Origin of the sequence: Gilliamella mensalis (genome assembly GCF_900103085.1) — a bacterium.
GTDB classification, from domain to species: domain Bacteria; phylum Pseudomonadota; class Gammaproteobacteria; order Enterobacterales; family Orbaceae; genus Gilliamella; species Gilliamella mensalis.
Genome location: NZ_FMWR01000007.1, coordinates 62,950 through 88,514 on the forward strand (window position 1 = coordinate 62,950; position 25,565 = coordinate 88,514).

Annotated in this window: 42 protein-coding genes; 38 read left to right on the top strand and 4 right to left on the bottom strand. The window is 38.0% G+C overall.

The window, feature by feature from the left end; genetic code table 11:
* The first annotated feature begins 114 nt into the window (after positions 1-114).
* The 3 genes from BQ5209_RS03250 (at position 115) to robA (ending at position 2,523) form a co-directional block, all read left to right on the top strand.
* Positions 115-828: a phosphoribosyltransferase family protein gene (locus BQ5209_RS03250; RefSeq protein ID WP_085247139.1), complete on the top strand. Its 714-nt coding sequence runs from the start codon at positions 115-117 to the stop codon at positions 826-828.
* Positions 829-934: 106 nt separating this feature from the next.
* A complete protein-coding gene (gene nfuA / locus BQ5209_RS03255; RefSeq protein ID WP_085247250.1) occupies positions 935-1,510 on the top strand; it encodes a Fe-S biogenesis protein NfuA in 576 nt (191 codons plus the stop codon).
* Positions 1,511-1,605: 95 nt separating this feature from the next.
* A complete protein-coding gene (gene robA / locus BQ5209_RS03260) occupies positions 1,606-2,523 on the top strand; it encodes an MDR efflux pump AcrAB transcriptional activator RobA (RefSeq protein ID WP_085247140.1) in 918 nt (305 codons plus the stop codon).
* A 46-nt stretch (positions 2,524-2,569) separates the two neighbouring features.
* On the opposite strand, the gene trpR is transcribed toward robA, so the two are convergent.
* Positions 2,570-2,860 carry a trp operon repressor gene (gene trpR, locus BQ5209_RS03265; protein WP_208609939.1) on the bottom strand — a complete coding sequence of 97 codons (291 nt, stop codon included), beginning with the start codon at positions 2,858-2,860 and terminating at the stop codon, positions 2,570-2,572.
* A gap of 11 nt (positions 2,861-2,871) precedes the next feature.
* Positions 2,872-4,812, bottom strand: a complete 1,941-nt coding sequence (gene sltY / locus BQ5209_RS03270; RefSeq protein WP_085247142.1) for a murein transglycosylase — start codon at positions 4,810-4,812, stop codon at positions 2,872-2,874.
* A 163-nt stretch (positions 4,813-4,975) separates the two neighbouring features.
* On the opposite strand from sltY, the gene iscR reads away from it, so the two are divergent.
* From iscR to rplQ, 35 genes are all read left to right on the top strand, one after another.
* The gene (gene iscR / locus BQ5209_RS03275; protein WP_065638303.1) at positions 4,976-5,431 is read left to right on the top strand and encodes a Fe-S cluster assembly transcriptional regulator IscR; all 456 of its coding nucleotides are present in this window, start codon (positions 4,976-4,978) and stop codon (positions 5,429-5,431) included.
* 44 nt (positions 5,432-5,475) lie between these two features.
* Positions 5,476-6,690: an IscS subfamily cysteine desulfurase gene (locus BQ5209_RS03280; RefSeq protein WP_085247143.1), complete on the top strand. Its 1,215-nt coding sequence runs from the start codon at positions 5,476-5,478 to the stop codon at positions 6,688-6,690.
* A 15-nt stretch (positions 6,691-6,705) separates the two neighbouring features.
* Positions 6,706-7,092: a Fe-S cluster assembly scaffold IscU gene (gene iscU / locus BQ5209_RS03285; RefSeq protein WP_085247144.1), complete on the top strand. Its 387-nt coding sequence runs from the start codon at positions 6,706-6,708 to the stop codon at positions 7,090-7,092.
* A complete protein-coding gene (iscA, locus tag BQ5209_RS03290; RefSeq protein ID WP_085247145.1) occupies positions 7,092-7,415 on the top strand; it encodes an iron-sulfur cluster assembly protein IscA in 324 nt (107 codons plus the stop codon). Before iscU ends, iscA begins: the two co-directional genes overlap by 1 nt.
* Positions 7,416-7,430: 15 nt before the next feature.
* A complete protein-coding gene (gene hscB, locus BQ5209_RS03295) occupies positions 7,431-7,949 on the top strand; it encodes a Fe-S protein assembly co-chaperone HscB (RefSeq protein ID WP_085247146.1) in 519 nt (172 codons plus the stop codon).
* Positions 7,950-7,985: 36 nt separating this feature from the next.
* Entirely contained in the window at positions 7,986-9,845 is a 1,860-nt protein-coding gene (gene hscA, locus BQ5209_RS03300) for a Fe-S protein assembly chaperone HscA (protein WP_085247147.1), read from the top strand.
* Positions 9,846-9,859: 14 nt separating this feature from the next.
* On the top strand, positions 9,860-10,198 hold the full coding sequence (fdx, locus tag BQ5209_RS03305; RefSeq protein WP_085247148.1) for an ISC system 2Fe-2S type ferredoxin: 339 nt from the start codon (positions 9,860-9,862) through the stop codon (positions 10,196-10,198).
* 374 nt (positions 10,199-10,572) lie between these two features.
* Positions 10,573-10,884 carry a 30S ribosomal protein S10 gene (gene rpsJ, locus BQ5209_RS03310; protein ID WP_006120582.1) on the top strand — a complete coding sequence of 104 codons (312 nt, stop codon included), beginning with the start codon at positions 10,573-10,575 and terminating at the stop codon, positions 10,882-10,884.
* A gap of 31 nt (positions 10,885-10,915) precedes the next feature.
* Positions 10,916-11,542, top strand: coding sequence for a 50S ribosomal protein L3 (rplC, locus tag BQ5209_RS03315; protein WP_065558577.1), 627 nt, complete (start codon positions 10,916-10,918; stop codon positions 11,540-11,542).
* Positions 11,543-11,558: 16 nt separating this feature from the next.
* Entirely contained in the window at positions 11,559-12,161 is a 603-nt protein-coding gene (gene rplD, locus BQ5209_RS03320) for a 50S ribosomal protein L4 (protein ID WP_065586696.1), read from the top strand.
* Positions 12,158-12,460, top strand: coding sequence for a 50S ribosomal protein L23 (gene rplW, locus BQ5209_RS03325; RefSeq protein ID WP_034885052.1), 303 nt, complete (start codon positions 12,158-12,160; stop codon positions 12,458-12,460). Before rplD ends, rplW begins: the two co-directional genes overlap by 4 nt.
* 18 nt (positions 12,461-12,478) lie before the next feature.
* Positions 12,479-13,303 carry a 50S ribosomal protein L2 gene (rplB, locus tag BQ5209_RS03330; RefSeq protein WP_085247149.1) on the top strand — a complete coding sequence of 275 codons (825 nt, stop codon included), beginning with the start codon at positions 12,479-12,481 and terminating at the stop codon, positions 13,301-13,303.
* 19 nt (positions 13,304-13,322) lie between these two features.
* Positions 13,323-13,601, top strand: coding sequence for a 30S ribosomal protein S19 (gene rpsS, locus BQ5209_RS03335; protein WP_024496505.1), 279 nt, complete (start codon positions 13,323-13,325; stop codon positions 13,599-13,601).
* Between the two features lie 13 nt (positions 13,602-13,614).
* The gene (rplV, locus tag BQ5209_RS03340) at positions 13,615-13,947 is read left to right on the top strand and encodes a 50S ribosomal protein L22 (protein WP_085247150.1); all 333 of its coding nucleotides are present in this window, start codon (positions 13,615-13,617) and stop codon (positions 13,945-13,947) included.
* Positions 13,948-13,961: 14 nt separating this feature from the next.
* Positions 13,962-14,699 carry a 30S ribosomal protein S3 gene (gene rpsC / locus BQ5209_RS03345; RefSeq protein WP_065557248.1) on the top strand — a complete coding sequence of 246 codons (738 nt, stop codon included), beginning with the start codon at positions 13,962-13,964 and terminating at the stop codon, positions 14,697-14,699.
* A gap of 12 nt (positions 14,700-14,711) precedes the next feature.
* Positions 14,712-15,122, top strand: a complete 411-nt coding sequence (gene rplP, locus BQ5209_RS03350) for a 50S ribosomal protein L16 (RefSeq protein WP_085247151.1) — start codon at positions 14,712-14,714, stop codon at positions 15,120-15,122.
* Entirely contained in the window at positions 15,123-15,314 is a 192-nt protein-coding gene (rpmC, locus tag BQ5209_RS03355; RefSeq protein WP_034902373.1) for a 50S ribosomal protein L29, read from the top strand.
* A 1-nt stretch (position 15,315) separates the two neighbouring features.
* Positions 15,316-15,576, top strand: a complete 261-nt coding sequence (gene rpsQ, locus BQ5209_RS03360) for a 30S ribosomal protein S17 (RefSeq protein WP_034911151.1) — start codon at positions 15,316-15,318, stop codon at positions 15,574-15,576.
* A gap of 195 nt (positions 15,577-15,771) precedes the next feature.
* Entirely contained in the window at positions 15,772-16,143 is a 372-nt protein-coding gene (gene rplN / locus BQ5209_RS03365; RefSeq protein ID WP_025314392.1) for a 50S ribosomal protein L14, read from the top strand.
* 10 nt (positions 16,144-16,153) lie between these two features.
* Positions 16,154-16,468: a 50S ribosomal protein L24 gene (gene rplX / locus BQ5209_RS03370; RefSeq protein ID WP_065586692.1), complete on the top strand. Its 315-nt coding sequence runs from the start codon at positions 16,154-16,156 to the stop codon at positions 16,466-16,468.
* Between the two features lie 17 nt (positions 16,469-16,485).
* Positions 16,486-17,025 carry a 50S ribosomal protein L5 gene (gene rplE / locus BQ5209_RS03375; protein WP_025314394.1) on the top strand — a complete coding sequence of 180 codons (540 nt, stop codon included), beginning with the start codon at positions 16,486-16,488 and terminating at the stop codon, positions 17,023-17,025.
* An 11-nt stretch (positions 17,026-17,036) separates the two neighbouring features.
* The gene (gene rpsN, locus BQ5209_RS03380; RefSeq protein ID WP_025314395.1) at positions 17,037-17,342 is read left to right on the top strand and encodes a 30S ribosomal protein S14; all 306 of its coding nucleotides are present in this window, start codon (positions 17,037-17,039) and stop codon (positions 17,340-17,342) included.
* A gap of 17 nt (positions 17,343-17,359) precedes the next feature.
* Positions 17,360-17,752: a 30S ribosomal protein S8 gene (rpsH, locus tag BQ5209_RS03385; RefSeq protein WP_065567155.1), complete on the top strand. Its 393-nt coding sequence runs from the start codon at positions 17,360-17,362 to the stop codon at positions 17,750-17,752.
* Positions 17,753-17,763: 11 nt separating this feature from the next.
* Entirely contained in the window at positions 17,764-18,297 is a 534-nt protein-coding gene (gene rplF / locus BQ5209_RS03390) for a 50S ribosomal protein L6 (protein WP_085247152.1), read from the top strand.
* 9 nt (positions 18,298-18,306) lie between these two features.
* On the top strand, positions 18,307-18,660 hold the full coding sequence (gene rplR, locus BQ5209_RS03395) for a 50S ribosomal protein L18 (protein ID WP_025314398.1): 354 nt from the start codon (positions 18,307-18,309) through the stop codon (positions 18,658-18,660).
* Positions 18,661-18,674: 14 nt separating this feature from the next.
* Positions 18,675-19,175 carry a 30S ribosomal protein S5 gene (rpsE, locus tag BQ5209_RS03400; protein WP_065586689.1) on the top strand — a complete coding sequence of 167 codons (501 nt, stop codon included), beginning with the start codon at positions 18,675-18,677 and terminating at the stop codon, positions 19,173-19,175.
* Positions 19,176-19,181: 6 nt separating this feature from the next.
* Complete coding sequence (rpmD, locus tag BQ5209_RS03405) at positions 19,182-19,361, top strand: 50S ribosomal protein L30 (RefSeq protein WP_025314400.1); 180 nt, start codon at positions 19,182-19,184, stop codon at positions 19,359-19,361.
* Between the two features lie 5 nt (positions 19,362-19,366).
* Complete coding sequence (gene rplO, locus BQ5209_RS03410) at positions 19,367-19,801, top strand: 50S ribosomal protein L15 (RefSeq protein WP_085247153.1); 435 nt, start codon at positions 19,367-19,369, stop codon at positions 19,799-19,801.
* Between the two features lie 8 nt (positions 19,802-19,809).
* On the top strand, positions 19,810-21,150 hold the full coding sequence (gene secY / locus BQ5209_RS03415; protein WP_085247154.1) for a preprotein translocase subunit SecY: 1,341 nt from the start codon (positions 19,810-19,812) through the stop codon (positions 21,148-21,150).
* A gap of 26 nt (positions 21,151-21,176) precedes the next feature.
* Positions 21,177-21,290, top strand: coding sequence for a 50S ribosomal protein L36 (rpmJ, locus tag BQ5209_RS03420; RefSeq protein ID WP_025314403.1), 114 nt, complete (start codon positions 21,177-21,179; stop codon positions 21,288-21,290).
* Positions 21,291-21,460: 170 nt separating this feature from the next.
* Positions 21,461-21,817, top strand: a complete 357-nt coding sequence (gene rpsM, locus BQ5209_RS03425; RefSeq protein WP_085247155.1) for a 30S ribosomal protein S13 — start codon at positions 21,461-21,463, stop codon at positions 21,815-21,817.
* 15 nt (positions 21,818-21,832) lie between these two features.
* Entirely contained in the window at positions 21,833-22,222 is a 390-nt protein-coding gene (rpsK, locus tag BQ5209_RS03430; protein WP_025314405.1) for a 30S ribosomal protein S11, read from the top strand.
* Positions 22,223-22,263: 41 nt separating this feature from the next.
* Positions 22,264-22,884, top strand: coding sequence for a 30S ribosomal protein S4 (gene rpsD / locus BQ5209_RS03435; protein WP_065567150.1), 621 nt, complete (start codon positions 22,264-22,266; stop codon positions 22,882-22,884).
* 25 nt (positions 22,885-22,909) lie between these two features.
* Positions 22,910-23,899, top strand: coding sequence for a DNA-directed RNA polymerase subunit alpha (locus BQ5209_RS03440; protein ID WP_034911133.1), 990 nt, complete (start codon positions 22,910-22,912; stop codon positions 23,897-23,899).
* A 29-nt stretch (positions 23,900-23,928) separates the two neighbouring features.
* A complete protein-coding gene (rplQ, locus tag BQ5209_RS03445; protein ID WP_025314408.1) occupies positions 23,929-24,318 on the top strand; it encodes a 50S ribosomal protein L17 in 390 nt (129 codons plus the stop codon).
* Positions 24,319-24,508: 190 nt separating this feature from the next.
* Here the strand turns inward: rplQ and BQ5209_RS03450 are convergent, their stop codons facing one another.
* Together BQ5209_RS03450 and radC are read right to left on the bottom strand one after the other, a co-directional pair.
* Positions 24,509-24,712 (bottom strand): SlyX family protein, encoded by a 204-nt coding sequence (locus BQ5209_RS03450; RefSeq protein WP_085247156.1) that lies wholly within the window; start codon positions 24,710-24,712, stop codon positions 24,509-24,511.
* Positions 24,713-24,772: 60 nt separating this feature from the next.
* A complete protein-coding gene (gene radC / locus BQ5209_RS03455; RefSeq protein ID WP_085247157.1) occupies positions 24,773-25,441 on the bottom strand; it encodes a RadC family protein in 669 nt (222 codons plus the stop codon).
* Positions 25,442-25,565 lie beyond the last annotated feature (124 nt).

Here is a 25,565-nt window from a genome sequence, read left to right on the forward strand (position 1 = left end):
GGTTTATCGTACAGTTCTTTCTTGGTAAGTAAGAAAGGTAAAAGCCAAAGATTTATAAAAAATGGTTTTTTGTGATTGTGGTTTTTATGACTTCGGCTTTTATATTGAAACGTGATGTTACCTGAAACTTTTTTACAAGTAAGTCTATTAAATTTTATGCGATGTATTTTATGTGATATGCCTTTATTTTTATCTCATCATGGTATTTGTAGCCAATGTGTTAAAAATCTACCTAAATTTAATAAGGTCTGTCATCAATGCTGTTTACCACACTCTTTATCGACTGATATCTGTTATCGGTGTCGTGCAAAACAACCGTATTGGGATGAGCTCATTGCTGTTTCAGAGTACATTAATCCGCTAAAAAAGTTGATTCATCAGTTAAAGTTCTATCGTAAAATTGAACTAAATACTGCATTGGCAAGATTGATGTTTTTGGCTTGGTATCAACGGCGAGAAGTCGATGCTTTATGTAAACCCGATTTGGTCACTTGTGTGCCATTGCATCATATTCGTTATTGGTCTCGAGGCTTTAATCAAGCAGAGTTATTAGCAAAACCAATTGCGAGATGGTTAAAGCGTGATTTTTATCCTTATCTATTATCTCGAAAGCCAACTGTGCAAGATCAAAAAAATCTATCGCTTACCGAACGAATCGCTAATGTTGAAACGCTTTTTATGTGTCGCCAAGATCTTTCTCATAAATCGGTGATGCTTATTGATGATATCGTCACAACCGGTAATACGATTAATGCTATTAGCCAGCAACTAAAAAAGTGTGGTGCAACTAGTGTCCATATTGTTTGTTTGTGTCGTACAGTATTGTAAAATACTAAACAATCCCTATAATAACCAACAAAGTTAGTCAACTATTATTATCAATGATATTAGGTCTGTTTATTACCTAATTACATTAACGTGAGGAGTTATGTCTATTATCACTATTTCTGAATCAGCGCAAAAGCACTTTAAAAAATTGCTTGCTAATCAACCCAATGGTACACAAATTCGGGTATTTGTTATTAAGCCAGGTACACCAAGCGCAGAATGCGGTGTTTCGTATTGTCCTGCTGATACCGTAGAAGATAGCGACATAGAAGAAAAGTATACTGGTTTTTCAGTTTATATCGATGAAATGAGTGCGCCATTTTTAGAAGAAACGGTTATTGATTATGTGACTGATGAATTAGGTTCGCAGTTAACATTAAAAGCGCCAAATTCAAAAATGAAGAAAGTGGCTGATGATGCACCACTTATTGAACGTATTAATTATGCAATTCAAGTGCAGATTAATCCTCAATTAGCCAGTCATGGCGGGCATGTGAGTTTGGTCGAGTTGACTGAAGATAATTACGTTATACTGCAATTTGGCGGTGGATGTAATGGTTGTTCAATGGTCGATTATACTTTGAAAGAAGGTATTGAGAAACAATTAATGGCAGAGTTTCCTGAACTCGCTGGTGTAAAAGACATTACTGAACATCAAGCAGGTGCTCACTCTTTTTGCTAAAAATGAATAAAATAATTTTTATTTTAATCTTGCTTATTGCTGGGATTAAGTCATAATCGGATAATGTTTGCCATTCGACATTCTGATGGGGTTTTATGAATCAAGTGAGTATTATTTCAGATCTTATCGTTTGGATTGAAAAAAATTTGGAACAACCATTATCTATTGATCATGTTGCACAAAAATCTGGTTATTCAAAGTGGCATTTACAACGTATGTTTAAAGATGTAACCGGTCAAGTTCTTGGGACTTATATTCGCCATCGTCGTTTAACTTATGCCGCACTTGCTTTACGTATGACAAGTAAACCTATTTTAGATATTGCGATGCAATATCGTTTTGATTCCCAGCAAACATTTACTCGATCTTTTAAAAAACAATTTAATGAAACCCCTGCCAGTTACCGTCGCGGAGAGTTTTGGGATCCTACAGGATTAACACCGGCTATTGAACTTAATAAAAACCGGCTTTCATTGCCCGAGCCAAAGTTTGTGAATATGCCTCAAAAAACTTTTTGGGGTATTACCTTTAAGAATAACTGCAATTTGAGTCAATTATTGGATGAAGAAAATAAACTAAGATCGCAATTTTTTTATAATTATATATCTCGTTGTGGTCATACATGTGAAACCCTACCAGACAAAATTTATGCTTTTAGCCGGATATTAAAAAGCAAAGATAATACCAATGAACAAGAGCTTCTTTATACTATCGCTTTAGATCATAATAATAATCTTGATAGTATTGAACAGGTTGTGAGTGAAGGGGGCTTGTATCTTTGTTTTAAATATATTGGCTCTCCTGATGAGTTTAGTGATTTTATTTCACAAGTGCATTTAGCCGCCATGCCAGCATTAAAGATACGTTTGCGTAGCTCTAGTTGTGTAATTGAAATTCATCATAATCACCATGATGGCTCGGTAGAATCGGTTAAGGATATCACACGTATGGAGTGTGATTATTGTGTGCCGGTTGTTACTGAAAGTGATGTCAATATCCAATCCAGTTTATAGTTATTATGTAATATAAAAATCGGTTAATAGATATTGACAAATGTGTTTAATTGTTTGAATTTAATAAAATATTTTCTAACCATTTTTTGAATTCTGGAGTTACTTCTTTTAGACTGTTCGACCCACGTGTTACAGTAGCAATGCCTATTCCAAGCTGGTCTTTTAGTTGGCGTTGATTGATTGAACCGTCAAGTAATGAATGTACAATTTTGACGCGAGTAATTAAAGCGTCGCGCTCATCAGCAGTCATTAATAATTTTAATATATCAAGTGAATAACCATCGTTAAATGCTTGGTGTAATATTTCAACTGTGTGTTGCCATTCGTTAGTTTTCATTATAATCACCATTAATATTGTTTATTAAATTCATTTGAATTAAGAATATTGACATTTTTTTGTCCTAAGATTTTTTGATAAATATAATCATATACCAATACATTTTTGACATAATTACGCGTTTCAGTAAACGGTATGCTATCAATAAACGCGACAGCATCAAGTTTTCCGTTACTCTTTTTTAGCCATCGCTTAACATTATTTGGACCAGCATTATAAGCGGCTGAAGATAATATACGATTATTATCATTTTGTAGATAAGCAGTGTTTAGATAAAAAGTGCCTAGCTGTATATTGGTTTTAGGATCAAACAATTGTGCCGATGAAGCATAAGATATTGAATTGATTTTTTTAGCGGTTTCTTTGGCTGTCGCTGGCATTAATTGCATAAGTCCGCGAGCACCGGCAGGGGACTTGGCAGTGGTATCCAGCGCACTTTCTTGACGAGAAATAGCTAAAGCATAGGATAACCTAATTGCTTTATCTTTTAATGCGTTGTTATATAAGTCTTTGTACATAATTGGTAAACGTTCTGTCCAGTTATTCCAAAGCTTGCCAATAATGGTGGCTTGAATACTAAGATCACCCCACCCTTTTTGTAAGGCATATTGAGCTAATGCTAAATATTCATTTTTATCTGTTTGCTTATTTAACATATATCGCCATTCGTTGCTTGATTCTGATACCATGCCCAAATAATATAATTCGTTAATCCTTTTTACATAGGGCTGATTATCATATTTAGACTTTAACGTTGATATTTCAGATGGCGTAATCTTTTGGGATTGGTTATTAAGTAAATAAGGTTGATTAAGTGTCTGAGCACTTATCATGCCATAAAATCCACGTTTGGCTGTCAGCGTTTGTAAAATATGGTTAGCTTTATTCTTTTGCTTATTATTGATTAATACTCGAGCTTGCCAATATTGCCACTCTTCTTTTAATTGATCGTCTGGTGGTAATTGCGCTATCCAATAGGCAATATCAGTGAAGTTATAGTCATCGATAGCAAGGCGGATACGTTTTTCGACTAATGTTGTATCATGATATTTAGCAATATAGTTATCACGCCATTTAATTTGTGCATCAGTTGCGGAATCTTTAAAGTAGCTGTAAGCCAAACTCTTTTGTAATGCAACTTGCTCAGCTTCACTTAAAGCCTGCTGTTTAACCAGTTTTGGCAATAACGATGCAGCTAAGTTGCTATCTGCTTTTACTAAGCGAGGAAATGATGCGAAGACAATTTTTTTAGTCAAAGAGCTAGCTTTAATATTATTTGAAAAATCTTCTAATTTTTTAGGATTCTCAAGTACAGCAAGTAAATTACTTTTAAGTGTTTTGTAGTTGTCATCAAGTAAGTTAGCTAGATGTTTGGCTAATTTTAAATTATTTGCTTCAATAGCCAGTTCAATACGTAATAGTATTAAATTAGCTGTGCGTTTACCTGCCTGAGCCCATGCATCGAGTAAAGGATCGCATGCTGAAGGAAGTTGTTTGCCAGTCATCCAAATTGATTCAATAGCGTTAAACACCGCCTTATAATTCCCTTGCTGCAGTAATGCATATTGATAGCGACAATTAGAGAGAGTGGAATTATCTTTGGGGAATGAAACGATTGCATTCCAATCTTGACGATTGCTTAATTCTGTTAGATAAGATTGTATTAATAAAGCTGTTAGCGGAAAGTCACTGTATTTTTTGACAAAATCACTTACCATTTGCGGTGACACTACTTTAATATTATTCTGAAAAAACTGTATGGCAGCATAAGGGTACAATGGATAATCTTTTATGGCAGCGAGCAATGTTTGCTGTTGTTCAAAATTCAGTGATTGATAAGAATTAAGCCATTTTTGATAATGTTCTCGCAGCACCTTTTGAGCATTAGCGGCGTCAGAGTTACCGGTGAACAGTAATCCTATTATCAAAAAATAACGTAAAACTAATTTCATCGTTTAACCCCCCATGAAAATTAAGTTTATTAGATTAGCATATTAAGCTATGATTCGTCGATGATGAACTATTGATTAATTCCTACTAAAACACTCAACTAAATACTTGACTAAATCAAGCGGATATATACAATAAGTATCAATAAATATAGGGGAATAATCAATGAAACTGACATCAAAAGGACGATATGCGGTGACGGCAATGCTTGATGTTGCTCTACACGCTGATTCAGGACCGGTATCACTTGCTGATATTTCAGAACGTCAAGAAATTTCACTTTCTTATCTGGAACAATTGTTTGCTAGATTACGAAAAAATGGTTTAGTTCAAAGTGTTAGAGGTCCAGGTGGCGGTTATATACTGAGCCGTTCTATGGATCAAATTGCGATTAGCTCAATTGTTAAAGCTGTCGATGAGACAGTGCATGCGACAAAATGTCATGGACAAGATGGATGCCAAGGCGGTGTTAGATGTTTAACTCATACACTATGGAATGATTTAAGTGAACGAATTGAGGACTTTTTAACAAGCATTACATTGAGTGAACTGGTCAATAATAAAGAAGTTAAAGCCGTAGCTAGCCGACAAAGTAATATACAACACGTTCAAATTAATTAATAAAATACAATATATAATACAGAATTTGTCATTGGGAGTAATTAATGAAACTACCTATTTATATGGATTATGCAGCAACAGCGCCTGTAGATCCTAGAGTTGCTGAAAAAATGATGCAATATTTAACGCCAGACGGTATATTTGGTAATCCGGCATCTCGTTCCCACAAATTTGGTTGGCAAGCTGAAGAAGCTGTTGATATTGCACGTAATCAAATAGCTGATCTTATCGGAGCCGATTCGCGCGAAATCGTTTTTACGTCAGGTGCAACTGAAGCGGATAATTTAGCAATCAAAGGTGCTGCTCATTTTAATCAAACAAAAGGTAAGCACATTATTACTTGTAAAACCGAACATAAGGCTGTACTTGATACTTGTCGCCAACTTGAGCGAGAAGGTTATGAAGTGACTTATTTAGCACCAGAATCTAATGGCATAATCAATCTAGATAAACTTGCAGAGGCAATGCGTAGTGATACAACCGTTGTATCAATTATGCACGTCAATAATGAAACAGGTGTAATACAAGACATCGAAAAAATTGGTGAGATGTGTCGTGAGCGAGGCATTGTTTTTCATGTTGATGCAACACAATCGGTTGGTAAATTACCCATTGATGTGACTAACTTAAAAGTTGATTTAATGTCATTTTCGGGTCATAAGATTTATGGTCCAAAAGGTATTGGTGGGCTTTATGTAAGACGCAAACCGCGTGTGCGCATTGAAGCACAAATGCATGGTGGTGGTCATGAACGTGGGATGCGCTCAGGCACTTTACCTGTACACCAAATTGTGGGTATGGGAGAAGCATACCGTATCGCTAAAGAAGAGATGGCAACCGAAATGCCACGCTTATTAACCTTAAAAAATCGTTTATGGAATGGTTTAAAAGATATCGAAGAAGTCTATCTTAATGGATCTTTAGAGCACAGTGTGCCAAACATTTTAAATGTGAGCTTTGCTTATATTGAAGGTGAATCATTGATGATGGCTTTAAAAGATTTAGCTGTTTCATCTGGCTCAGCTTGTACATCTGCAAGTTTGGAACCCTCTTATGTACTTAGAGCATTAGGTCTGAATGATGAGCTTGCGCACAGTTCAATTCGTTTTTCTATTGGTCGTTTCACCAAAGAAGAAGAAATAGATTATGTTATTAAATTAATTAAAGAATCTATTGGTAAGTTAAGAGATTTATCGCCGCTTTGGGAAATGTTTAAAGATGGCATTGATTTGACAAAAATTAAATGGTCAGCACATTAAAATTAGGAGTAAATTATGGCATATAGTGAAAAAGTCGTTGATCATTATGAAAATCCACGTAATGTTGGTTCATTTGATCAAAATGATCCTAATGTTGGTAGCGGTATGGTTGGCGCGCCAGCGTGTGGGGACGTGATGCGTCTACAAATAAAAGTGAATGATAACGGCATTATTGAAGATGCTAAGTTTAAAACTTATGGTTGTGGTAGTGCAATTGCATCAAGTTCTTTGGTTACAGAATGGATAAAAGGTAAATCATTAGATGAAGCAGAAGCAATCAAAAATACGGATATTGCTAAAGAACTTGCTTTACCTCCAGTTAAAATTCACTGTTCGATTCTAGCGGAAGATGCAATTAAAGCAGCTATTGAAGACTATAAAACCAAAAAAGGACAACGCTAATGGCGATCACATTGACTCATAGCGCAGCTGATCGTGTCCAAGCTTTCCTTGCCAATCGTGGAAAAGGTATTGGATTACGATTAGGGGTTAAAACATCCGGTTGTTCTGGTATGGCGTATGTTTTAGAATTTGCCGATGTGATTAATGATGATGATAACGTCTTTGAAGACAAACAAGTCAAAGTTATCGTCGATAAAAAGAGCTTAGTGTATATTGATGGTACGGAACTTGATTTTGTTAAAGATGGATTAAACGAAGGTTTCAAGTTTAATAATCCCAATGTGCAACATGAATGTGGTTGTGGTGAAAGCTTTAATGTGTAATTGGACACAATAATTATGGTTAATTACTTTAAGCTATTTAATTTGCCGGTGCAATTACCGGTAAATACTACTGAGCTAACCACTCATTATCAGCAATTGCAAAGGCAATATCACCCAGATAATTTTGCCGTTGCAACCGATAGTGATAAAGTGGCAATTGTTCAAAAATCAGCAACCATTAATGATGGTTATCATACGTTAAAAAATCCAATCAAAGCTGCCGAGTATTTTTTATCTCTACAAGGTTTTGATGTAGCAACTGAACAAAATATTATTCATGATGCCGATTTTTTAATGGAGCAATTCGTTTTACGTGAAAGACTTGATGATATCGAAAGCAAAGGTAATTTTGAATTATTAGATGATTTTCATGCTGAAATTATTGCGCGTCAAAATACCGTTTATAATGAATTATTACAATTTATTGCTAATCAAGATTGGTCAACTGCACTTAACCAGATCTATAAAATCCGCTATCTTGCCAGGTTGATTGAACAAATCGAAAAGTTACAAGAAAAGCAATTTGATTTATAATTTAAAATAAGTAACGTATCGATAGAGATAGATTAAATGGTATTATTACAGATCAGTGAACCAGGGCAAACTCCACTACCACATCAGCGTCGTCTTGCGGTAGGGATTGATCTTGGTACAACAAATTCATTAGTAGCAACAGTTCGAAGCGGACAAGCAGAGGTATTGCCTGATTTAAAAGGTAATTCACTGTTACCATCTGTTGTACATTATGGTGTTGATCATGATGATAACCCTATTATCACGATCGGTAAAAATGCCAAAGACAACGCCGTTAATGATCCGCAAAATACAGTCAGCTCTATTAAGCGATTAATGGGGCGAAGTTTATCTGATATAGATTTATCGCATTTTCCTTATACTTTTTCACAAACTGAAAATGGTGTTCCTTTATTAAACTTGTCTAATGTTCAAGTCAATCCGATACAAGTTTCATCAGAAATTCTCACCGCTTTAGCTGAGCGGGCAAAAGAGAGTTTGCAAGGTGAAATTGATGGGGTAGTTATTACCGTGCCGGCCTATTTTGATGATGCACAACGGCAAGCAACAAAAGATGCTGCAAAATTAGCTGGCTTGCATGTACTGCGTTTACTCAATGAGCCTACAGCAGCTGCGATTGCCTATGGTTTAGATTCTGGAAAGGAAGGGGTTATCGCTGTTTATGATTTAGGTGGTGGTACTTTTGATATTTCTATTTTGCGGTTAAATAAAGGTGTTTTTGAAGTCCTAGCAACCAGTGGTGATTCTGCACTTGGTGGTGATGATTTTGATCGGTTACTGGCTGACTATATAAAGAAGGAATTAGGATTAGTTAATAATATTGACCCTTATATTAATCAAAAAATCAGTAACCAAGCGACCGAAATAAAAATTTTACTGAGTCGTCAAGATTCGGCTGTATTGTCGATTGATAATCAGTCACTAACTATTACCCGCCAGCAATTTCAACAATTAATTGAGCCATTGGTTAAACGTACTTTAGCTGTTTGTCGCCGAGCGTTAAAAGATGCCGAGATTAGTGTAGATGAAGTGGTTGAAGTTGTTATGGTTGGTGGCTCTACTCGAGTGCCATTAGTAAGAGAATCAGTGGGACATTATTTCAAAACGAATCCGTTAACCTCTATTGATCCGGATAAAGTAGTTGCCATTGGTGCAGCTATTCAAGCTGATATTTTGGTTGGAAATAAGCCTGACTCAGAGATGCTATTACTTGATGTGATCCCATTGTCGTTAGGCATTGAAATCATGGGGGAATTGGTTGAAAAAATCATTCCACGTAATAGCACGATCCCGTGTGCAAGGGCTCAAGAATTTACCACTTTTAAAGATGGTCAAACAGCAATGATGATTCATGTTTTACAAGGAGAACGTGATAGTGTCGCTGACTGTCGATCTTTGGCTCGTTTTATACTGCAAGGTATCCCTCCGATGCCGGCGGGTGGAGCGCACATTAGGGTGACTTTTCAAGTTGATGCCGATGGTTTATTAAATGTTACAGCAATGGAAAAATCAACAGGTATTGAAGCGACTATCCAAGTAAAACCTTCATATGGATTAACTGATAATGAAATTGCTAATATGATTCAAGATTCAATCAGTTATGCAGAGCAAGATAAACAGATTCGAATGCTTGCTGAACAAAAAGTTGAGGCAGCTAGAGTGCTTGAAAGCTTACAAAGCGCCTTAGATAAAGATGCTGACTTATTAAATGAAAATGAGCTTAGCCAAATTTTAACAGCTAAGCATCAATTACAAGTAGCAAGTGAATCAGATGATAGTTACGCAATTGAAAAACAAATTAAAATTGTTGATAACGTGACACAAGATTTTGCAGGCAAGCGAATGGATAGGTCAATACGTCATGCTTTAACTGGTCATAGAGTTGATGAGATTTAACTAACGAGATTATTATGCCAAAAATTACTTTTTTACCGAATGCCGATCTTTGCCCAGATGGAAAAACTGTTGAGGCACAAGAAGGCGAATCTATCTTAGATGTGGCATTGCGCAATGATATTGAAATTGAGCATGCATGCGAAATGTCATGTGCTTGTTCTACATGTCACTGCATTGTTCGCAAAGGGTTCGATTCTCTAGACGAAAGTGATGAGCAAGAAGATGACATGTTAGACAAAGCGTGGGGGGTTGAACCTCATAGCCGTTTAAGTTGTCAAGCTCGCGTCACAAATCAAGATCTAGTTGTCGAGATTCCAAGATATAGTCTTAATCACGCCAAAGAAGATCATTAACTAGCCATCACAATGGCAAATGATTATCCATTATAGTTTGAGCTAAAAATAATATTCAATCTGGTTATTTGATTGAAATTTGATAATTATAAATCAGTAACCAGAAAAATATCCTTATCTTTAAACCCAAATATCTGTATTTATTTCTTGCTGTTAGTTAACTAACAGAGTATAATCAGCCCACTTTGTTTATTGCCTTTATATAAGCAAATGAGAAAAAGATATAATCGTTATATAAAAAATAACTAATTATATCAACAATACTCCCGATTTGGGGGTTACGAAAAAGAACGGATTACACTCTCCTGTCAATCGAAACAGGGCAAGAGGAGTAGTCTTTTGTTATAACTTTTAAATAATGGAGCTCTGGTCTCATGTCGAACCAAAGAATCCGTATCCGGTTAAAAGCGTTTGATCATCGTTTGATTGATCAATCAACTGCTGAAATTGTAGAAACCGCGAAGCGCACTGGTGCGCAAGTTCGTGGTCCTATTCCATTACCGACACGCAAAGAGCGTTTTACTGTATTGATTTCTCCGCACGTTAATAAAGATGCACGTGATCAATACGAAATTCGCACTCATAAACGTCTAGTTGATATCGTTGAGCCAACTGAAAAAACAGTTGATGCTTTAATGCGTCTAGATCTTGCTGCCGGTGTTGATGTGCAGATCAGTTTAGGTTAATCCTAAGCTGAATGATTGAGAGGTCGAAACAATGATTGGTTTAATCGGTCGTAAAGTAGGAATGACACGTATCTTCACCGAAGAAGGTGTTTCTATTCCTGTCACCGTAGTAGAAGTTCAAAGCAACCGTGTTACTCAAGTTAAAACACTTGAGAATGATGGTTATCAAGCTATTCAGGTTACTACAGGCAGTAAAAAAGCAAGCCGCGTAAACAAACCTGAAGCAGGTCATTTCGCTAAGGCTGGCGTTGAAGCTGGTCGTGGTCTATGGGAATTCCGTTTTGAAGAAGGCGAATTTACTGTAGGTCAAAGTATTAACGTTGATATTTTCACTGACGTTAAAAAAGTTGATGTTACTGGAACATCTAAAGGTAAAGGTTTTGCTGGCGTAACTAAGCGTTGGAATTTCCGTACTCAAGATGCAACTCATGGTAACTCTTTGGCACACCGTGGTCATGGCTCTATCGGTCAAAACCAAACTCCGGGTAAAGTGTTTAAAGGTCGTAAAATGGCAGGTCACTTAGGTAATGAACGTGTAACTGTTCAGAACTTAGATATTGTACGTGTTGATGCAGAACGTAATCTTTTATTAATTAAAGGTGCAGTTCCTGGCGCAATCAATAGTGACGTAATTGTTAAACCGGCAATCAAGGCTTAACGTCGAGGAGATAGAGATGGAATTAGTAGTAAAAGACGCGCAAGCGCTTTCTGTTTCCGAAACTACCTTCGGACGTGAGTTTAATGAAGCGTTAGTTCATCAAGTAGTTGTTGCTTATGCATCTGCTGCTCGTCAAGGTTCTCGCGCACAAAAAACTCGTGCAGAAATCGCTGGTTCAGGCAAAAAACCATGGCGTCAAAAAGGCACAGGTCGTGCTCGTGCAGGTTCTGTTAAGAGCCCAATTTGGCGTAGTGGTGGTGTAACATTTGCAGCAAAACCACAAGATCATAGCCAAAAAGTTAACCGTAAAATGTATCGTGGTGCATTAAAGAGTATTTTCTCTGAATTAGTGCGTCAAGAACGTTTAGTTGTGGTTGAAACATTTACTGTTGAAGCACCTAAGACTAAATTATTAACTCAGAAATTAAATGATATGAACCTGAATGATGTTCTTATTATCGCATCTGAAGTTGATGAAAATCTTTTCTTAGCAGCACGTAACTTGCATAAAGTTGATGTGCGTGATGTGGCAGGTATTGATCCAGTTAGTTTGATTGCATTTGACAAAGTGGTTATCACTGTTGATGCCGTTAAACAAGTAGAGGAGATGTTAGCATGATTCGTGAAGAGCGTCTGCTTAAAGTCCTGCGAGCACCACATGTTTCTGAAAAAGCATCTATTTCAATGGAAAAAACAAATACATTAGTATTGAAAGTTGCTAAAGATGCTACTAAGAGAGAGATTAAAGCCGCAGTTGAACAACTATTTGAAGTTAAAGTAGATGACGTTAATACTCTTGTTGTTAAAGGCAAAGTTAAACGTCGTGGTCAACAAATCGGTCGCCGTAGCGACTGGAAAAAAGCTTACGTTACTTTAGCAGAAGGTCAAAATTTAGACCTTGCTGGCGTCGCTGAGTAATTCGGAGGAGTAAGAACAATGGCAGTTGTTAAGTGTAAACCTACATCTCCGGGTCGTCGCCACGTTGTTAAAGTGGTTAACCCAGAGTTGCATAAAGGTAAGCCTTATGCACCGTTGCTTGATTCAAAAAGCAAAACTGGTGGTCGCAATAATAATGGTCGAATCACTACCCGTCATATTGGTGGTGGTCATAAACAACATTATCGTATTGTCGACTTTAAGCGTAATAAAGATGGTATTCCAGCAGTTGTTGAACGTTTGGAATATGATCCAAACCGTAGTGCAAATATTGCATTGGTTTTATATAAAGACGGTGAACGTCGTTATATTTTAGCGCCTAAAGGCTTAAAAGCAGGTGATCAGATCCAATCTGGTGTTGATGCATCAATTAAAACAGGTAACTGTTTACCAATGCGCAATATTCCAGTCGGTTCTACCGTGCATAATATTGAAATGAAACCAGGTAAAGGCGGACAACTTGCTCGCTCTGCTGGTAGTTATGTTCAAATCGTTGCGCGTGATGGTGCTTATGTAACATTACGTCTACGTTCAGGTGAAATGCGTAAAGTATTATCTGATTGCCGTGCCACTGTTGGTGAAGTGGGTAATTCAGAGCATATGCTTCGCGTATTAGGTAAAGCGGGTGCAGCGCGTTGGCGTGGTATTCGTCCTACTGTTCGTGGTACAGCAATGAACCCGGTAGACCATCCACATGGTGGTGGTGAAGGTCGTAACTTTGGTAAACATCCTGTGTCTCCATGGGGTCAAAAAGCCAAAGGATTGAAAACGCGTAGCAACAAACGTACTGATAAGTATATTGTTCGCCGTCGCAATAAGAAATAATTAATATAGAGGATTAGCTATGCCACGTTCTCTCAAGAAGGGTCCTTTTATTGACCTACACTTGCTGAAGAAGGTAGAGAAAGCGGTGGAAAGCGGGGACAAGAAGCCTATTCGTACTTGGTCCCGTCGTTCAACGATCTTTCCTAACATGATCGGTTTGACCATCGCTGTCCATAATGGTCGTCAGCACGTTCCAGTTTATGTTTCCGACGAAATGGTTGGTCATAAATTGGGTGAATTCGCGCCGACTCGTACTTATCGCGGCCACGCGGCTGATAAGAAAGCTAAGAAGAAATAAGTAGGAGAAAGAGATGGAAACAATTGCAAAGTACCGCCACGCTCGTTCTTCTGCACAAAAAGTTCGCTTAGTTGCAGATCTTGTTCGCGGTAAGAATGTGTCTCAGGCACTAGATATTTTAACGTACACCAACAAAAAAGCGGCTGTACTTGTTAAAAAAGTATTAGAGTCTGCTATTGCTAATGCAGAGCATAACGATGGTGCTGATATTGATGATCTAAAAGTTGCGAAAATTTTCGTAGATGAAGGCCCAACCATGAAGCGTATTATGCCTCGTGCGAAAGGTCGTGCAGATCGAATTTTGAAGCGTACGTGTCACATCACCGTGATCGTTTCAGATCGCTAGGCTGGAGAATAGCAATGGGTCAAAAAGTAAATCCAAATGGTATCCGTTTAGGCATTGTCAAGCCTTGGACATCTACATGGTATTCGGGTACAAAGACATTCGCTGATAATTTAGAAAGTGATTTTAGAGTACGTCAATTCTTGAACAAAGAATTAGCGCAAGCGTCAATCTCTAAGATTGTGATCGACCGTTCAGCAGAAACTAACGTTCGTATTACTATTCACACTGCTCGTCCAGGTATTGTGATTGGTAAAAAAGGCGAGGACGTTGAAAAATTACGTAATGCCGTAGCTTCTATTGTCAATAAATATAAAGACAAAAGAGAAAAACGTGATGTTGCAGTACAAATTAATATTGCTGAAGTTCGTAAACCAGAACTTGATGCTAAATTAGTGGCTGATAGCATTACTTCTCAGTTAGAACGCCGTGTTATGTTCCGTCGTGCTATGAAACGTGCGGTTCAAAATGCAATGAAGGCGGGTGCTAAAGGTATCAAAGTTGAAGTAAGTGGTCGTTTAGGCGGCGCTGAAATTGCTCGTAGTGAATGGTATCGTGAAGGTCGTGTACCTTTACATACATTACGAGCGGACATCGACTATGGTTTGTCTGAAGCACTAACTACCTATGGTATTATTGGTGTTAAAGTGTGGATCTTCAAAGGTGAGATCCTTGGTGGTATGGCTGCCGTTGAACAAGCAGAAAAACAACCTGCTGCTCAACCGAAAAAGCAGCGAAAAGGCCGAAAACAATAAGGAGCGTCGCTGATGTTACAACCAAAGCGTACAAAATTCCGTAAAGTGCACAAGGGCCGCAATCGTGGTCTTGCTGTAAGTACTGATGTTAGTTTCGGTACATTCGGTCTTAAGGCTGTAGGTCGTGGTCGTTTGACCGCGCGCCAGATCGAAGCGGCACGTCGTGCAATGACTCGTGCAGTTAAGCGTCAAGGTAAAATCTGGATTCGAGTTTTCCCTGATAAACCAATTACCGAAAAACCACTTGCAGTGCGTATGGGTAAAGGTAAGGGTAACGTTGAATACTGGGTTGCACAGATTCAACCAGGTAAAGTCCTTTATGAAATGGACGGTATACCGGAAGAAGTTGCTCGTGAAGCATTTGCGTTGGCAGCTGCAAAACTGCCAATTAAAACCACCTTTGTGATTAAGACGGTGATGTAAATGAAAGCAAAAGAGCTACGCGAAAAAAGCGTTGAAGAGTTAAATACTGAACTTCTTAATTTATTACGTGAGCAATTTAACTTACGTATGCAATTAGCTGGAGGTCAGTTAACACAGACTCATATGTTAAAACAAGTGCGTCGTAATATTGCACGTGTTAAAACATTATTAACTGAGAAGGCGGGTGCGTAATATGACTACTGAAGTAAAAATTCGTACTCAGCAAGGTCGTGTTATTAGCGACAAAATGGATAAATCTATTACTGTAGCTATTGAACGTAAAGTGAAGCATCCGTTATATGGTAAGTTCATTAAACGTACGACTAAATTGCATGTACATGATGAAAACAACGAGTGTGGTATTGGTGATACTGTAGAAATTAAAGAGTGTCGTCCATTATCAAAAACCAAATCTTGGACTCTTGTTCGAATCGTTGAAAAAGCAGTTATCTAATCTTTTTTGATTAAAAACTGTACATAATATAATAAACGGCTCAGCGGCCGTTTATTTTATGCTATCCATTTTATTTGAGTGGTGTTATACTATGCGCCCTCACGTAAGTGGGTTTTTGGTTGTCTATTCTTATCCATGGTAGTTGAGGTGGATGAAGGTAGATTAGACAATAATTTATTTATACGGAGCATTAAAATGATCCAAGAACAGACTAGGCTAGATGTTGCCGATAACTCTGGCGCACGTAGCGTAATGTGTATCAAGGTTCTCGGTGGATCGCACCGTCGTTATGCAGCGGTAGGGGATATCATCAAAGTTACCATTAAAGAAGCGATTCCACGTGGTAAAGTTAAGAAAGGTGATGTGCTTAAAGCTGTTGTTGTGCGCACCAGAAAAGGTGTTCGTCGCCCTGATGGATCTGTCATTCGTTTCGATCGCAATGCTTGTGTTATTTTAAATAATAATAGTGAGCAACCGATTGGTACGCGTATTTTTGGACCGGTCACTCGTGAACTTCGTTCTGAGAAGTTTATGAAGATCATTTCATTAGCACCAGAAGTACTGTAAGGAGCGGGTAATGGCAGCGAAAATCCGTCGAGAAGATGAAGTTATCGTGTTAACCGGTAAAGATAAAGGTAAACGCGGTAAAGTAAAAAGCGTTTTGTCTACAGGCAAAGTGATTATTGAAGGTATTAATTTGGTGAAAAAACATCAAAAACCAGTACCAGCATTAAATCAAGAAGGTGGAATTGTTGAAAAAGAAGCAGCTATCAATGTTTCTAATGTGGCAATTTTCAACCCAGCTACAGGCAAAGCAGATCGTGTAGGCTTTCGTATTGAAGACGGTAAAAAAGTCCGTTTTTATAAGTCTACTAATGAATTAATCAATTAAGTAATTTGGAGTGTACGATGGCGAAACTGCATGATTACTACAAAGCACAGGTAGTAAATAAACTGCAAGAACAGTTTGGCTACAAATCTGTCATGCAAGTCCCTCGGATCGAAAAGATCACCTTGAATATGGGTGTGGGTGAAGCAATTACTGATAAGAAATTATTAGATAATGCGGTTGCAGATTTAGCTGCAATCAGTGGTCAAAAACCACTTGTCACAAAAGCACGCAAATCAGTTGCTGGTTTTAAAATCCGTCAAGGGTATCCTATTGGTTGTAAAGTCACTTTACGTGGCGAACGTATGTGGGAATTTTTTGAACGTCTAGTTTATATTGCTCTTCCTCGTACTCGAGATTTTCGTGGTTTAAGCGCAAAATCGTTCGATGGTCGTGGTAACTATAGCATGGGTGTTCGTGAGCAAATCGTTTTCCCTGAAATCGATTATGACAAAGTTGATCGTGTTCGTGGTTTAGATATTACTATTACTACTACTGCACAATCAGATGAAGAAGGCCGAGCTTTATTATCTGCCTTTAACTTCCCATTTCGTAAGTAAGGTAGGGCATAATGGCTAAACAATCAATGATTGAACGCGATAAAAAGCGCGTAAAGCTAGCAGAAAAATATTTTGCAAAGCGTCAAGAATTAAAAGCGATTATCTCTGATCTTAATGCATCAGATGAAGATCGTTGGAATGCAGTGCTTAAATTGCAAACGCTTCCTCGTGATTCTAGTCCATCACGTCAACGTCGTCGTTGTCGTCAAACTGGTCGTCCTCATGGCGTCCTTCGTAAGTTTGGTTTAAGCCGTATTAAGGTTCGTGAGTCAGCCATGCGTGGTGAGATTCCTGGTCTTAAAAAGGCAAGTTGGTAATCAGGGGAGTGTTATAGATGAGCATGCAAGATCCTATAGCAGATATGTTGACCCGTATTCGTAACGGTCAATCTGCGAATAAAGTTGCAGTCACCATGCCTTCCTCTAAGCTAAAAGTGGCAATTGCCAATGTGCTAAAAGAAGAAGGTTACATCGGGGACTATAAAGTGGTTGGTGACACTAAGCCAGAATTGGAAATTACTTTGAAATATTTCCAAGGCAAAGCTGTTGTAGAAAGTATCAAACGTGTTAGCCGTCCAGGTTTACGTATTTATAAACGTAAAGATGAATTGCCAAAAGTTATGGCTGGACTAGGTATCGCAGTTGTTTCTACTTCTAAAGGTGTTATGACTGATCGTGCAGCACGCCAAGCAGGTCTTGGTGGTGAAATTATCTGCTACGTAGCGTAAGGGAGAAAAAAATGTCTCGTGTTGCAAAAGCACCTGTCGTTGTTCCTGCTGGCGTAGAGGTAAAACTCGATGGTCAGGTAATTACGATTAAAGGTAAAAATGGCGAGTTAACTCGCACTATAAATAATGCTGTTGTGATTAATCAAGAAGAGGGTCAAATTAAATTTGCTCCTCGTGATGGTTTTTCAGATGCTTGGGCTCAAGCTGGTACTGCTCGTGCATTGATTAATGCAATGGTCATTGGTGTTACTGAAGGTTTTGTTAAAAAACTTCAGCTAGTCGGTGTCGGTTATCGTGCACAAGTTAAAGGTAATGCAATTGGTTTATCTCTTGGATATTCACATCCAATTGAACATCAATTACCTGCAGGTGTAACAGCTGAATGTCCTTCTCAAACTGAAATCGTACTAAAAAGTGCTGATAAACAGTTAATTGGACAAGTAGCTGCTGATATCCGTGCTTATCGTCGTCCTGAGCCTTATAAAGGTAAAGGTGTTCGTTACGCAGATGAAGTTGTGCGTACTAAAGAAGCTAAGAAAAAGTAAGGTAACACTATGGATAAGAAATCAGCTCGTATCCGTCGTGCAACAAAAGCGCGTCGCAAGATGCATGAACTACTTGCAACTCGCTTGGTGGTTCATCGCACTCCGCGACATATTTATGCGCAGATTATCGCACCAAACGGATCAGAAGTGCTGGCAGCTGCTTCTACATTAGAAAAAGCTATCAGTGAAAGTTTAAAATACACTGGAAACAAAGATGCAGCTGCAGCGGTTGGTAAAGCAATTGCTGAACGTGCGTTAGCGAAAGATATCAAAGAAGTTTCATTTGATCGTTCAGGTTTCCAATATCATGGTCGAGTTCAGGCGCTAGCAGATGCTGCTCGCGAAGCTGGCCTACAGTTCTAAGGTAGGAGTTAAAGATGTCAAACATCGAAAAACAAGCTGGTGAACTGCAGGAAAAACTAATCGCAGTTAACCGAGTTTCTAAAACCGTAAAAGGTGGTCGTATTTTTAGTTTTTCTGCACTAACAGTTGTTGGTGACGGTAATGGCCGCGTAGGTTTTGGATATGGTAAAGCACGTGAAGTGCCAGCAGCAATTCAAAAAGCAATGGAAAAAGCACGTCGCAATATGATCAATGTTGCTTTAAATAACGATACTTTACAGCATCCAGTTAAAGGTGCTCATACAGGATCTCGTGTTTATATGCAACCAGCATCAGAAGGTACTGGTATTATCGCCGGTGGTGCAATGCGTGCTGTTTTAGAAGTTGCAGGTGTTCGTAACGTTCTAGCTAAAGCATATGGTTCTACTAACCCAATTAACGTGGTTCGTGCAACAATTGATGGCTTAGGTAATATGAAATCACCTGAAATGGTTGCTGCTAAGCGTGGTAAAACCGTCGAAGAAATTTTGGGGTAATTAGCCATGGCAAAAACAATTAAAATTACACAAACCCGTAGTTCTATTGGTCGTCTACCGAAGCACAAAGCGACGTTAGTTGGTCTAGGATTACGTCGTATTGGTCATACTGTTGAACGTGAAGATACACCTGCTATTCGCGGTATGGTAAACCAAGTTTATTACATGGTTAAAGTTGAGGAGTAATAGTAATGCGTTTAAATACTTTATCTCCTGCTGAAGGTTCAAAGCATGCACCAAAACGTCTAGGCCGAGGAATCGGTTCTGGGCTAGGTAAAACCGGTACTCGTGGTGTTAAAGGTCAAAAATCTCGTTCAGGTGGTGGCGTTCGTCGCGGCTTTGAAGGTGGTCAAATGCCTTTATATCGTCGTTTACCAAAATTTGGTTTTACCTCACGTAAAGCTCAAGTTACAGCTCAGGTTCGCCTTTCAGATTTAATGAAAGTGGAAGGTGATATTGTTGACTTGAATAGCTTGAAAGTTGCAAATGTGATTAATTCACATATCGAATATGCAAAAATCATGTTATCTGGTGAAGTAACTAAACCAGTAACGGTTCGTGGTATTCGAGTAACGAAAGGTGCCAAAGTTGCAATTGAAGCTGCTGGCGGAAAAATTGAGGAATAATTAGAAAGATGGCAAAGCAACCAGGATTAGATTTTCAAAGTGCACGAGGTGGTAGTGGTGAACTCAAAAGGCGTTTGATGTTTGTGCTTTTAGCGCTTATTGTTTTTCGTCTTGGTTCTTACATTCCTGTTCCTGGTATTGATACTAAAGCGTTATCGGACTTACTAACACAAGCATCTTCAAATGGTATTGTGGGTATGTTCAATATGTTCTCTGGTGGTGCTTTAAGCCGTGCTTCAATTTTTGCTTTAGGGATAATGCCGTATATTTCTGCATCAATTATTGTGCAGTTATTAACGGCAATTAGCCCTAAACTTGCAGAATTGAAGAAAGAAGGTGAATCCGGTCGTAAAAAAATTAGTCAGTACACTCGTTATGGCACATTAGCTTTAGCAATAGTACAGGCTATAGGTATAGCAACCGGTTTACCTAACATTCCTGGTTATGGTCATGTTGTGATTAATCCAGGATTTTCTTTCTATTTTATCGCATCGGTTAGCTTAGTTACTGGCACTATGTTTCTTATGTGGTTGGGGGAGCAGATCACTGAGCGAGGTGTAGGTAATGGTATTTCTATCATTATCTTTGCGGGTATCGTGGCGAGTCTTCCACATGCTATTTATGAAACAATTGAACAAGCTCGTTCTGGTTCATTGCATCCGATTTTATTATTAGTTGTTGCTGCATTAGTTATTGGTGTTACTTATTTTGTTGTGTTTGTTGAGCGTGGTCAACGAAGAATTGTTGTTAATTATGCGCAACGCCAGCAAGGTCGCCGTGTTTATGCTGCGCAAAGTACACATTTACCATTAAAGATTAATATGGCAGGCGTTATTCCGGCAATATTTGCCTCGACAATTGCTATGTTACCGTCAATGATGGCTTCTTGGTTCCAAGGAGATGGTGAAGGATGGAGATATTTTATTGTGCTTATCGGTCAATATTTTTCTCATGATCAACCTTTATACATAATCTTTTTTGCGGCAGCGATTATTTTCTTTTGTTTCTTCTATACAGCATTGGTTTTCAATCCTAGAGAAACAGCAGATCAGCTTAAAAAATCTGGTGCATTTATTCCAGGTATTCGTCCAGGTGAACAAACATCTAAGTATATTGACAAAGTAATGACTCGTTTAACGCTAATTGGCGCAATCTACATTACTTTTGTATGTTTGGTTCCAATGTTTATGACAAGTGCGATGAAAGTTCCTGTTCAGTTTGGCGGGACATCTTTATTAATTGTCGTTGTTGTAATCATGGATTTTATGGCACAAGTACAGACTTTAATGATGCCAAATCGTTATGAGTCAGTGTTAAAGAAAGCGAACCTTAAAGGCTACGGCCGATAAGTTAGCCAGAAGTTACGGAGAGAAAAATGAAAGTTCGTGCTTCAGTCAAGAAATTATGCAGAAATTGTAAAATCATTAAACGTAATGGCATTGTTCGTGTTATTTGCGTTGAAGGTAAGCACAAACAACGTCAAGGTTAATTTATTTAACCCAAAAGTTGAGCTTCTGCATATTTTACTTGCCAAAGTATAGTAAAGCTGGCTAGAATAGCCAGCCTACATTTAGTTGTGAATTCACTGTTTGAGTATCCTGAAAACGGGCTTTTCAGTATGGTGAATTCATTAGATTATTAATAATAAAGGAGTGCATAGTGGCCCGTATAGCAGGCATTAACATTCCTGATCAACAACATGCTGTAATTGCGTTACAAGCAATTTATGGAATTGGAAGTACTCGCGCTAAGACAATTTGTGCTGAAGCGGGTATTGCTGAACATGTGAAGATCAGAGAACTATCTGAAGATCAGATTGAAACGTTACGTGAACAAGTCGCTAAATTCACAGTTGAAGGTGATTTACGTCGTGAAGTAACTATGAGTATCAAGCGTTTATTAGACCTTGGTTGTTATCGTGGCATGCGTCATCGTCGTGGACTACCAGTCCGTGGTCAACGCACAAAGACTAACGCTCGTACCCGCAAGGGACCGCGTAAGCCAATCAAGAAATAATTGAGGTATAATTAAATGGCAAAGACACCTGTTCGTACACGTAAACGTGTAAAAAAGCAAGTTTCTGATGGTATAGCTCATATTCATGCATCATTCAACAATACAATCGTAACTATTACCGATCGTCAAGGTAATGCGTTGGGTTGGGCAACCGCTGGTGGTTCTGGTTTCCGTGGCTCTCGTAAGTCAACTCCGTTTGCAGCTCAAGTGGCCGCAGAACGTTGTGCTGAAGCCGTGAAAGATTACGGAATTAAGAATCTAGAAGTTATGGTTAAAGGACCTGGTCCTGGTCGTGAGTCAACAATTCGTGCATTAAATGCAGCGGGTTATCGCATCACTAACATTACTGATGTTACTCCGATTCCTCATAACGGTTGTCGTCCACCAAAGAAACGTCGTGTTTAATTTTTTAAACATTGAATGTTTAGGATTATTGGAGAAATAAAATGGCAAGATATTTGGGACCAAAACTCAAATTAAGTCGTCGTGAAGGTACAGATTTATTCCTTAAATCTGGTGTCCGAGCGGTTGATAGTAAATGTAAATTAGAACAAGCTCCTGGACAACATGGTGCGCGTAAACCGCGTTTATCCGATTATGGTGTTCAGTTACGTGAAAAACAAAAAGTTAGACGTATTTATGGAATTTTAGAACGTCAATTCCGTAATTATTATAAAAGCGCTGCGCGTATTAAAGGCAATACTGGTGAAAACCTACTTGGTCTTTTAGAACGTCGCTTAGACAACGTTGTTTATCGCATGGGATTTGGTGCAACTCGCGCTGAAGCTCGTCAATTAGTTAGTCATAAAGCTGTTCTTGTTAATGGTCGTGTTGTGAATATTGCATCTTATCAAGTTTCACCAGAAGATGTGATTAGTGTTCGCGAAAAATCAAAAAAACAAGCACGTATTAAAGCCGCTTTAGAGCTAGCTGAGCAACGTGAAAAACCAACATGGTTAGAAGTTGATGCTAGCAAAATGGAAGGTGTGTTTAAACGCTTACCAGAACGTTCAGATTTATCTGCTGATATCAACGAACATTTGATCGTCGAACTTTACTCTAAGTAAAGTTTAGCACTTAAGAGAGGACATAATGCAGGGTTCTGTAACAGAGTTTTTAAAACCTCACCTAGTTGATGTTGTTCAATACAGCCAAACACATGCCAAAGTGACTTTAGAGCCACTTGAGCGTGGTTTTGGTCATACTTTAGGTAATGCACTACGCCGCATTTTATTATCATCTATGCCGGGATATGCTGTAACCGAAGTTGAAATTGACGGTGTTCTGCATGAGTACAGTACTAAAGAAGGCGTTCAAGAAGATGTACTTGATATTTTGCTTAATTTAAAAAAATTAGCAGTACGTGTACATACAAAAGATGATGTTATGCTGACTTTAAATAAATCAGGCATTGGTGCAGTAACTGCATCTGATATCACTCATGATGGTGATGTTGAAATTGTTAATCCTGATTTAGTAATTTGTCATCTTACTGATGCCAATGCTTCAATTAGTATGCGTATTCGTGTACAACGAGGACGTGGTTATGTCCCTGCTTCTGCTCGCGTTAAGTCAGAAGATGAAGAACGACCAATCGGTCGTCTGTTAGTTGACGCATGTTATAGTCCTGTAGAGCGTATCGCTTATTCTGTTGATGCTGCTCGTGTGGAACAACGTACGGATTTAGATAAACTTGTTATCGATATGGAAACCAATGGGACTATCGATCCTGAGGAATCTATTCGTCGTGCATCAACTATTTTGGCTGAACAACTTGAAGCTTTTGTTGATTTACGCGATGTACGTCAACCAGAAGTGAAAGAAGATAAACCGGAATTTGATCCAATTCTCTTACGTCCAGTAGATGATTTGGAATTAACTGTTCGGTCTGCTAATTGCTTAAAAGCAGAAGCAGTTCATTATATTGGTGATTTAGTACAACGTACCGAAGTTGAGTTACTTAAAACCCCTAATCTTGGTAAGAAATCACTTACTGAAATTAAGGATGTACTCGCATCTCGTGGTTTATCTTTAGGCATGCGTCTTGAGAACTGGCCACCAGCAAGTATTGTTGAAGACTAAAATAAAATTTATATAAGAAGGATAAAGTTATGCGCCATCGTAAAAGTGGTCGTCAACTGAACCGAAATAGCAGCCATCGTCAAGCAATGTTTCGTAACATGACTAGTTCACTTGTTGAACATGAAATCATCAAAACTACATTGCCTAAAGCAAAAGAGTTGCGTCGTGTTGTTGAACCGTTAATTACGCTAGCCAAAAGCGATAGCGTAGCTAATCGCCGTCTGGCTTTTGCTCGTATCCGTGATAAAGATACAGTTAAGAAATTATTTTCAGATTTAGGTCCACGTTTTGCTACTCGCCCTGGTGGTTATGTACGTATTTTAAAATGTGGTTTCCGTGATGGAGATAATGCTCCAATGGCTTATATTGAATTAGTTGATCGCCCTGCAGTAGAAGAAGCAGAAGCAGCAGCTGAATAATTATTAAATCATTGTGTATTAAAACCGGCTATATGCCGGTTTTTTATTTTGTAATTTAGATTGATCGTAATTACTTTAATTTACAGCTTATTGAACTTATTATGGATAACTATCTACTAAGTGATATCAAGATATTATTGGTTGGGTAGATAAATTTCCAAACGACAGTTATTTAACTTGATAAGCATAATTAATAATGTGGTGGTGGCGTTTCTTCAGATAAATTAGCAATATTTGATGGTTGAGTAGCTTGTAGTTTTTGGGATAATAACGTTAATTGTTCTTTTAATTTACTTATATCTGCTTGAAGGTGTGTCACCATTTGGTTTAATTCTTCAATGGTAACTTCTTGAAAGGCAACTTTAGTTTCTAGCAATTCTAGTTGTTTATTCATAAAATAGGTTCATGTATGAGTTAGTAGGTAATAAGCTTACATTGTAAGTAAAAATAACGATTAAATCCATCCGCGTTCAGCAAAAGAAACATACTCACCTTTACCGATCACGATATGATCAACGATTCGAATATCAATTAAGTCACATACTTGTTCTATTTTCTTTGTGAGAATGCGATCTGCTTGGCTTGGTTCTGACATGCCAGAGGGGTGATTGTGAGCTAAAATTAATGCTGCTGCATTAAGTTGTAGTGCTCGCCTTGCTACTTCTCGAGGATGTACTTCTACACAATTATAAGTACCAATAAACATCTCTTCTGAATAAATAACATGATTTTGGTTATCTAAAAAAATCACCATAAAGACCTCACGATCTTTATTCACTAATCGACTGGCTAAATAGTGATGTGTTATAGTTGGTGAAGTAAGCGAGTTTTCATTGTTCATTTTAACCTTTAGATATCGATGTGAAAGTTCGACAACCGCTTTTAATTGTGTATATTTAGCTGTACCTAATCCTTTTTTTTGGCAAAAATCATTATGGCTTGCATTTATTAGATGATAGACAGAACCAAACTCATTTAATAATTTTTGAGATAACTCTAAAACGGGTAAATTATGGGTGCCTGTACGTAAAAAAAGAGCCAGTAATTCTGCATCACTGAGAGTTTCAACGCCAAATTTCAAAAGCTTCTCACGTGGCATTAATGCAACTGATTGTGAAGGCATAATTGTTAGATTCCAATAATTGTAAAACCCAAATTATTAAAGGAAAAATTAATCAGGTAAAATGATAATGTAAAATATTGGGAGTTATTTCACAAATAATTAGGTAATATTAAATATATGTTAA

What these genes read in the sequence shown, in the direction of transcription:
- BQ5209_RS03250 (WP_085247139.1), top strand. Translation starts at nt 115, where the DNA reads ATGTTACCTGAAACTTTTTTACAAGTAAGTCTATTAAATTTTATGCGA.
- robA (WP_085247140.1), top strand. Translation starts at nt 1,606, where the DNA reads ATGAATCAAGTGAGTATTATTTCAGATCTTATCGTTTGGATTGAAAAA.
- trpR (WP_208609939.1), bottom strand. Translation starts at nt 2,860, where the DNA reads ATGAAAACTAACGAATGGCAACACACAGTTGAAATATTACACCAAGCA.
- sltY (WP_085247142.1), bottom strand. Translation starts at nt 4,812, where the DNA reads ATGAAATTAGTTTTACGTTATTTTTTGATAATAGGATTACTGTTCACC.
- iscR (WP_065638303.1), top strand. Translation starts at nt 4,976, where the DNA reads ATGAAACTGACATCAAAAGGACGATATGCGGTGACGGCAATGCTTGAT.
- BQ5209_RS03280 (WP_085247143.1), top strand. Translation starts at nt 5,476, where the DNA reads ATGAAACTACCTATTTATATGGATTATGCAGCAACAGCGCCTGTAGAT.
- iscU (WP_085247144.1), top strand. Translation starts at nt 6,706, where the DNA reads ATGGCATATAGTGAAAAAGTCGTTGATCATTATGAAAATCCACGTAAT.
- iscA (WP_085247145.1), top strand. Translation starts at nt 7,092, where the DNA reads ATGGCGATCACATTGACTCATAGCGCAGCTGATCGTGTCCAAGCTTTC.
- hscB (WP_085247146.1), top strand. Translation starts at nt 7,431, where the DNA reads ATGGTTAATTACTTTAAGCTATTTAATTTGCCGGTGCAATTACCGGTA.
- hscA (WP_085247147.1), top strand. Translation starts at nt 7,986, where the DNA reads ATGGTATTATTACAGATCAGTGAACCAGGGCAAACTCCACTACCACAT.
- fdx (WP_085247148.1), top strand. Translation starts at nt 9,860, where the DNA reads ATGCCAAAAATTACTTTTTTACCGAATGCCGATCTTTGCCCAGATGGA.
- rpsJ (WP_006120582.1), top strand. Translation starts at nt 10,573, where the DNA reads ATGTCGAACCAAAGAATCCGTATCCGGTTAAAAGCGTTTGATCATCGT.
- rplC (WP_065558577.1), top strand. Translation starts at nt 10,916, where the DNA reads ATGATTGGTTTAATCGGTCGTAAAGTAGGAATGACACGTATCTTCACC.
- rplD (WP_065586696.1), top strand. Translation starts at nt 11,559, where the DNA reads ATGGAATTAGTAGTAAAAGACGCGCAAGCGCTTTCTGTTTCCGAAACT.
- rplW (WP_034885052.1), top strand. Translation starts at nt 12,158, where the DNA reads ATGATTCGTGAAGAGCGTCTGCTTAAAGTCCTGCGAGCACCACATGTT.
- rplB (WP_085247149.1), top strand. Translation starts at nt 12,479, where the DNA reads ATGGCAGTTGTTAAGTGTAAACCTACATCTCCGGGTCGTCGCCACGTT.
- rpsS (WP_024496505.1), top strand. Translation starts at nt 13,323, where the DNA reads ATGCCACGTTCTCTCAAGAAGGGTCCTTTTATTGACCTACACTTGCTG.
- rplV (WP_085247150.1), top strand. Translation starts at nt 13,615, where the DNA reads ATGGAAACAATTGCAAAGTACCGCCACGCTCGTTCTTCTGCACAAAAA.
- rpsC (WP_065557248.1), top strand. Translation starts at nt 13,962, where the DNA reads ATGGGTCAAAAAGTAAATCCAAATGGTATCCGTTTAGGCATTGTCAAG.
- rplP (WP_085247151.1), top strand. Translation starts at nt 14,712, where the DNA reads ATGTTACAACCAAAGCGTACAAAATTCCGTAAAGTGCACAAGGGCCGC.
- rpmC (WP_034902373.1), top strand. Translation starts at nt 15,123, where the DNA reads ATGAAAGCAAAAGAGCTACGCGAAAAAAGCGTTGAAGAGTTAAATACT.
- rpsQ (WP_034911151.1), top strand. Translation starts at nt 15,316, where the DNA reads ATGACTACTGAAGTAAAAATTCGTACTCAGCAAGGTCGTGTTATTAGC.
- rplN (WP_025314392.1), top strand. Translation starts at nt 15,772, where the DNA reads ATGATCCAAGAACAGACTAGGCTAGATGTTGCCGATAACTCTGGCGCA.
- rplX (WP_065586692.1), top strand. Translation starts at nt 16,154, where the DNA reads ATGGCAGCGAAAATCCGTCGAGAAGATGAAGTTATCGTGTTAACCGGT.
- rplE (WP_025314394.1), top strand. Translation starts at nt 16,486, where the DNA reads ATGGCGAAACTGCATGATTACTACAAAGCACAGGTAGTAAATAAACTG.
- rpsN (WP_025314395.1), top strand. Translation starts at nt 17,037, where the DNA reads ATGGCTAAACAATCAATGATTGAACGCGATAAAAAGCGCGTAAAGCTA.
- rpsH (WP_065567155.1), top strand. Translation starts at nt 17,360, where the DNA reads ATGAGCATGCAAGATCCTATAGCAGATATGTTGACCCGTATTCGTAAC.
- rplF (WP_085247152.1), top strand. Translation starts at nt 17,764, where the DNA reads ATGTCTCGTGTTGCAAAAGCACCTGTCGTTGTTCCTGCTGGCGTAGAG.
- rplR (WP_025314398.1), top strand. Translation starts at nt 18,307, where the DNA reads ATGGATAAGAAATCAGCTCGTATCCGTCGTGCAACAAAAGCGCGTCGC.
- rpsE (WP_065586689.1), top strand. Translation starts at nt 18,675, where the DNA reads ATGTCAAACATCGAAAAACAAGCTGGTGAACTGCAGGAAAAACTAATC.
- rpmD (WP_025314400.1), top strand. Translation starts at nt 19,182, where the DNA reads ATGGCAAAAACAATTAAAATTACACAAACCCGTAGTTCTATTGGTCGT.
- rplO (WP_085247153.1), top strand. Translation starts at nt 19,367, where the DNA reads ATGCGTTTAAATACTTTATCTCCTGCTGAAGGTTCAAAGCATGCACCA.
- secY (WP_085247154.1), top strand. Translation starts at nt 19,810, where the DNA reads ATGGCAAAGCAACCAGGATTAGATTTTCAAAGTGCACGAGGTGGTAGT.
- rpmJ (WP_025314403.1), top strand. Translation starts at nt 21,177, where the DNA reads ATGAAAGTTCGTGCTTCAGTCAAGAAATTATGCAGAAATTGTAAAATC.
- rpsK (WP_025314405.1), top strand. Translation starts at nt 21,833, where the DNA reads ATGGCAAAGACACCTGTTCGTACACGTAAACGTGTAAAAAAGCAAGTT.
- rpsD (WP_065567150.1), top strand. Translation starts at nt 22,264, where the DNA reads ATGGCAAGATATTTGGGACCAAAACTCAAATTAAGTCGTCGTGAAGGT.
- BQ5209_RS03440 (WP_034911133.1), top strand. Translation starts at nt 22,910, where the DNA reads ATGCAGGGTTCTGTAACAGAGTTTTTAAAACCTCACCTAGTTGATGTT.
- rplQ (WP_025314408.1), top strand. Translation starts at nt 23,929, where the DNA reads ATGCGCCATCGTAAAAGTGGTCGTCAACTGAACCGAAATAGCAGCCAT.
- BQ5209_RS03450 (WP_085247156.1), bottom strand. Translation starts at nt 24,712, where the DNA reads ATGAATAAACAACTAGAATTGCTAGAAACTAAAGTTGCCTTTCAAGAA.
- radC (WP_085247157.1), bottom strand. Translation starts at nt 25,441, where the DNA reads ATGCCTTCACAATCAGTTGCATTAATGCCACGTGAGAAGCTTTTGAAA.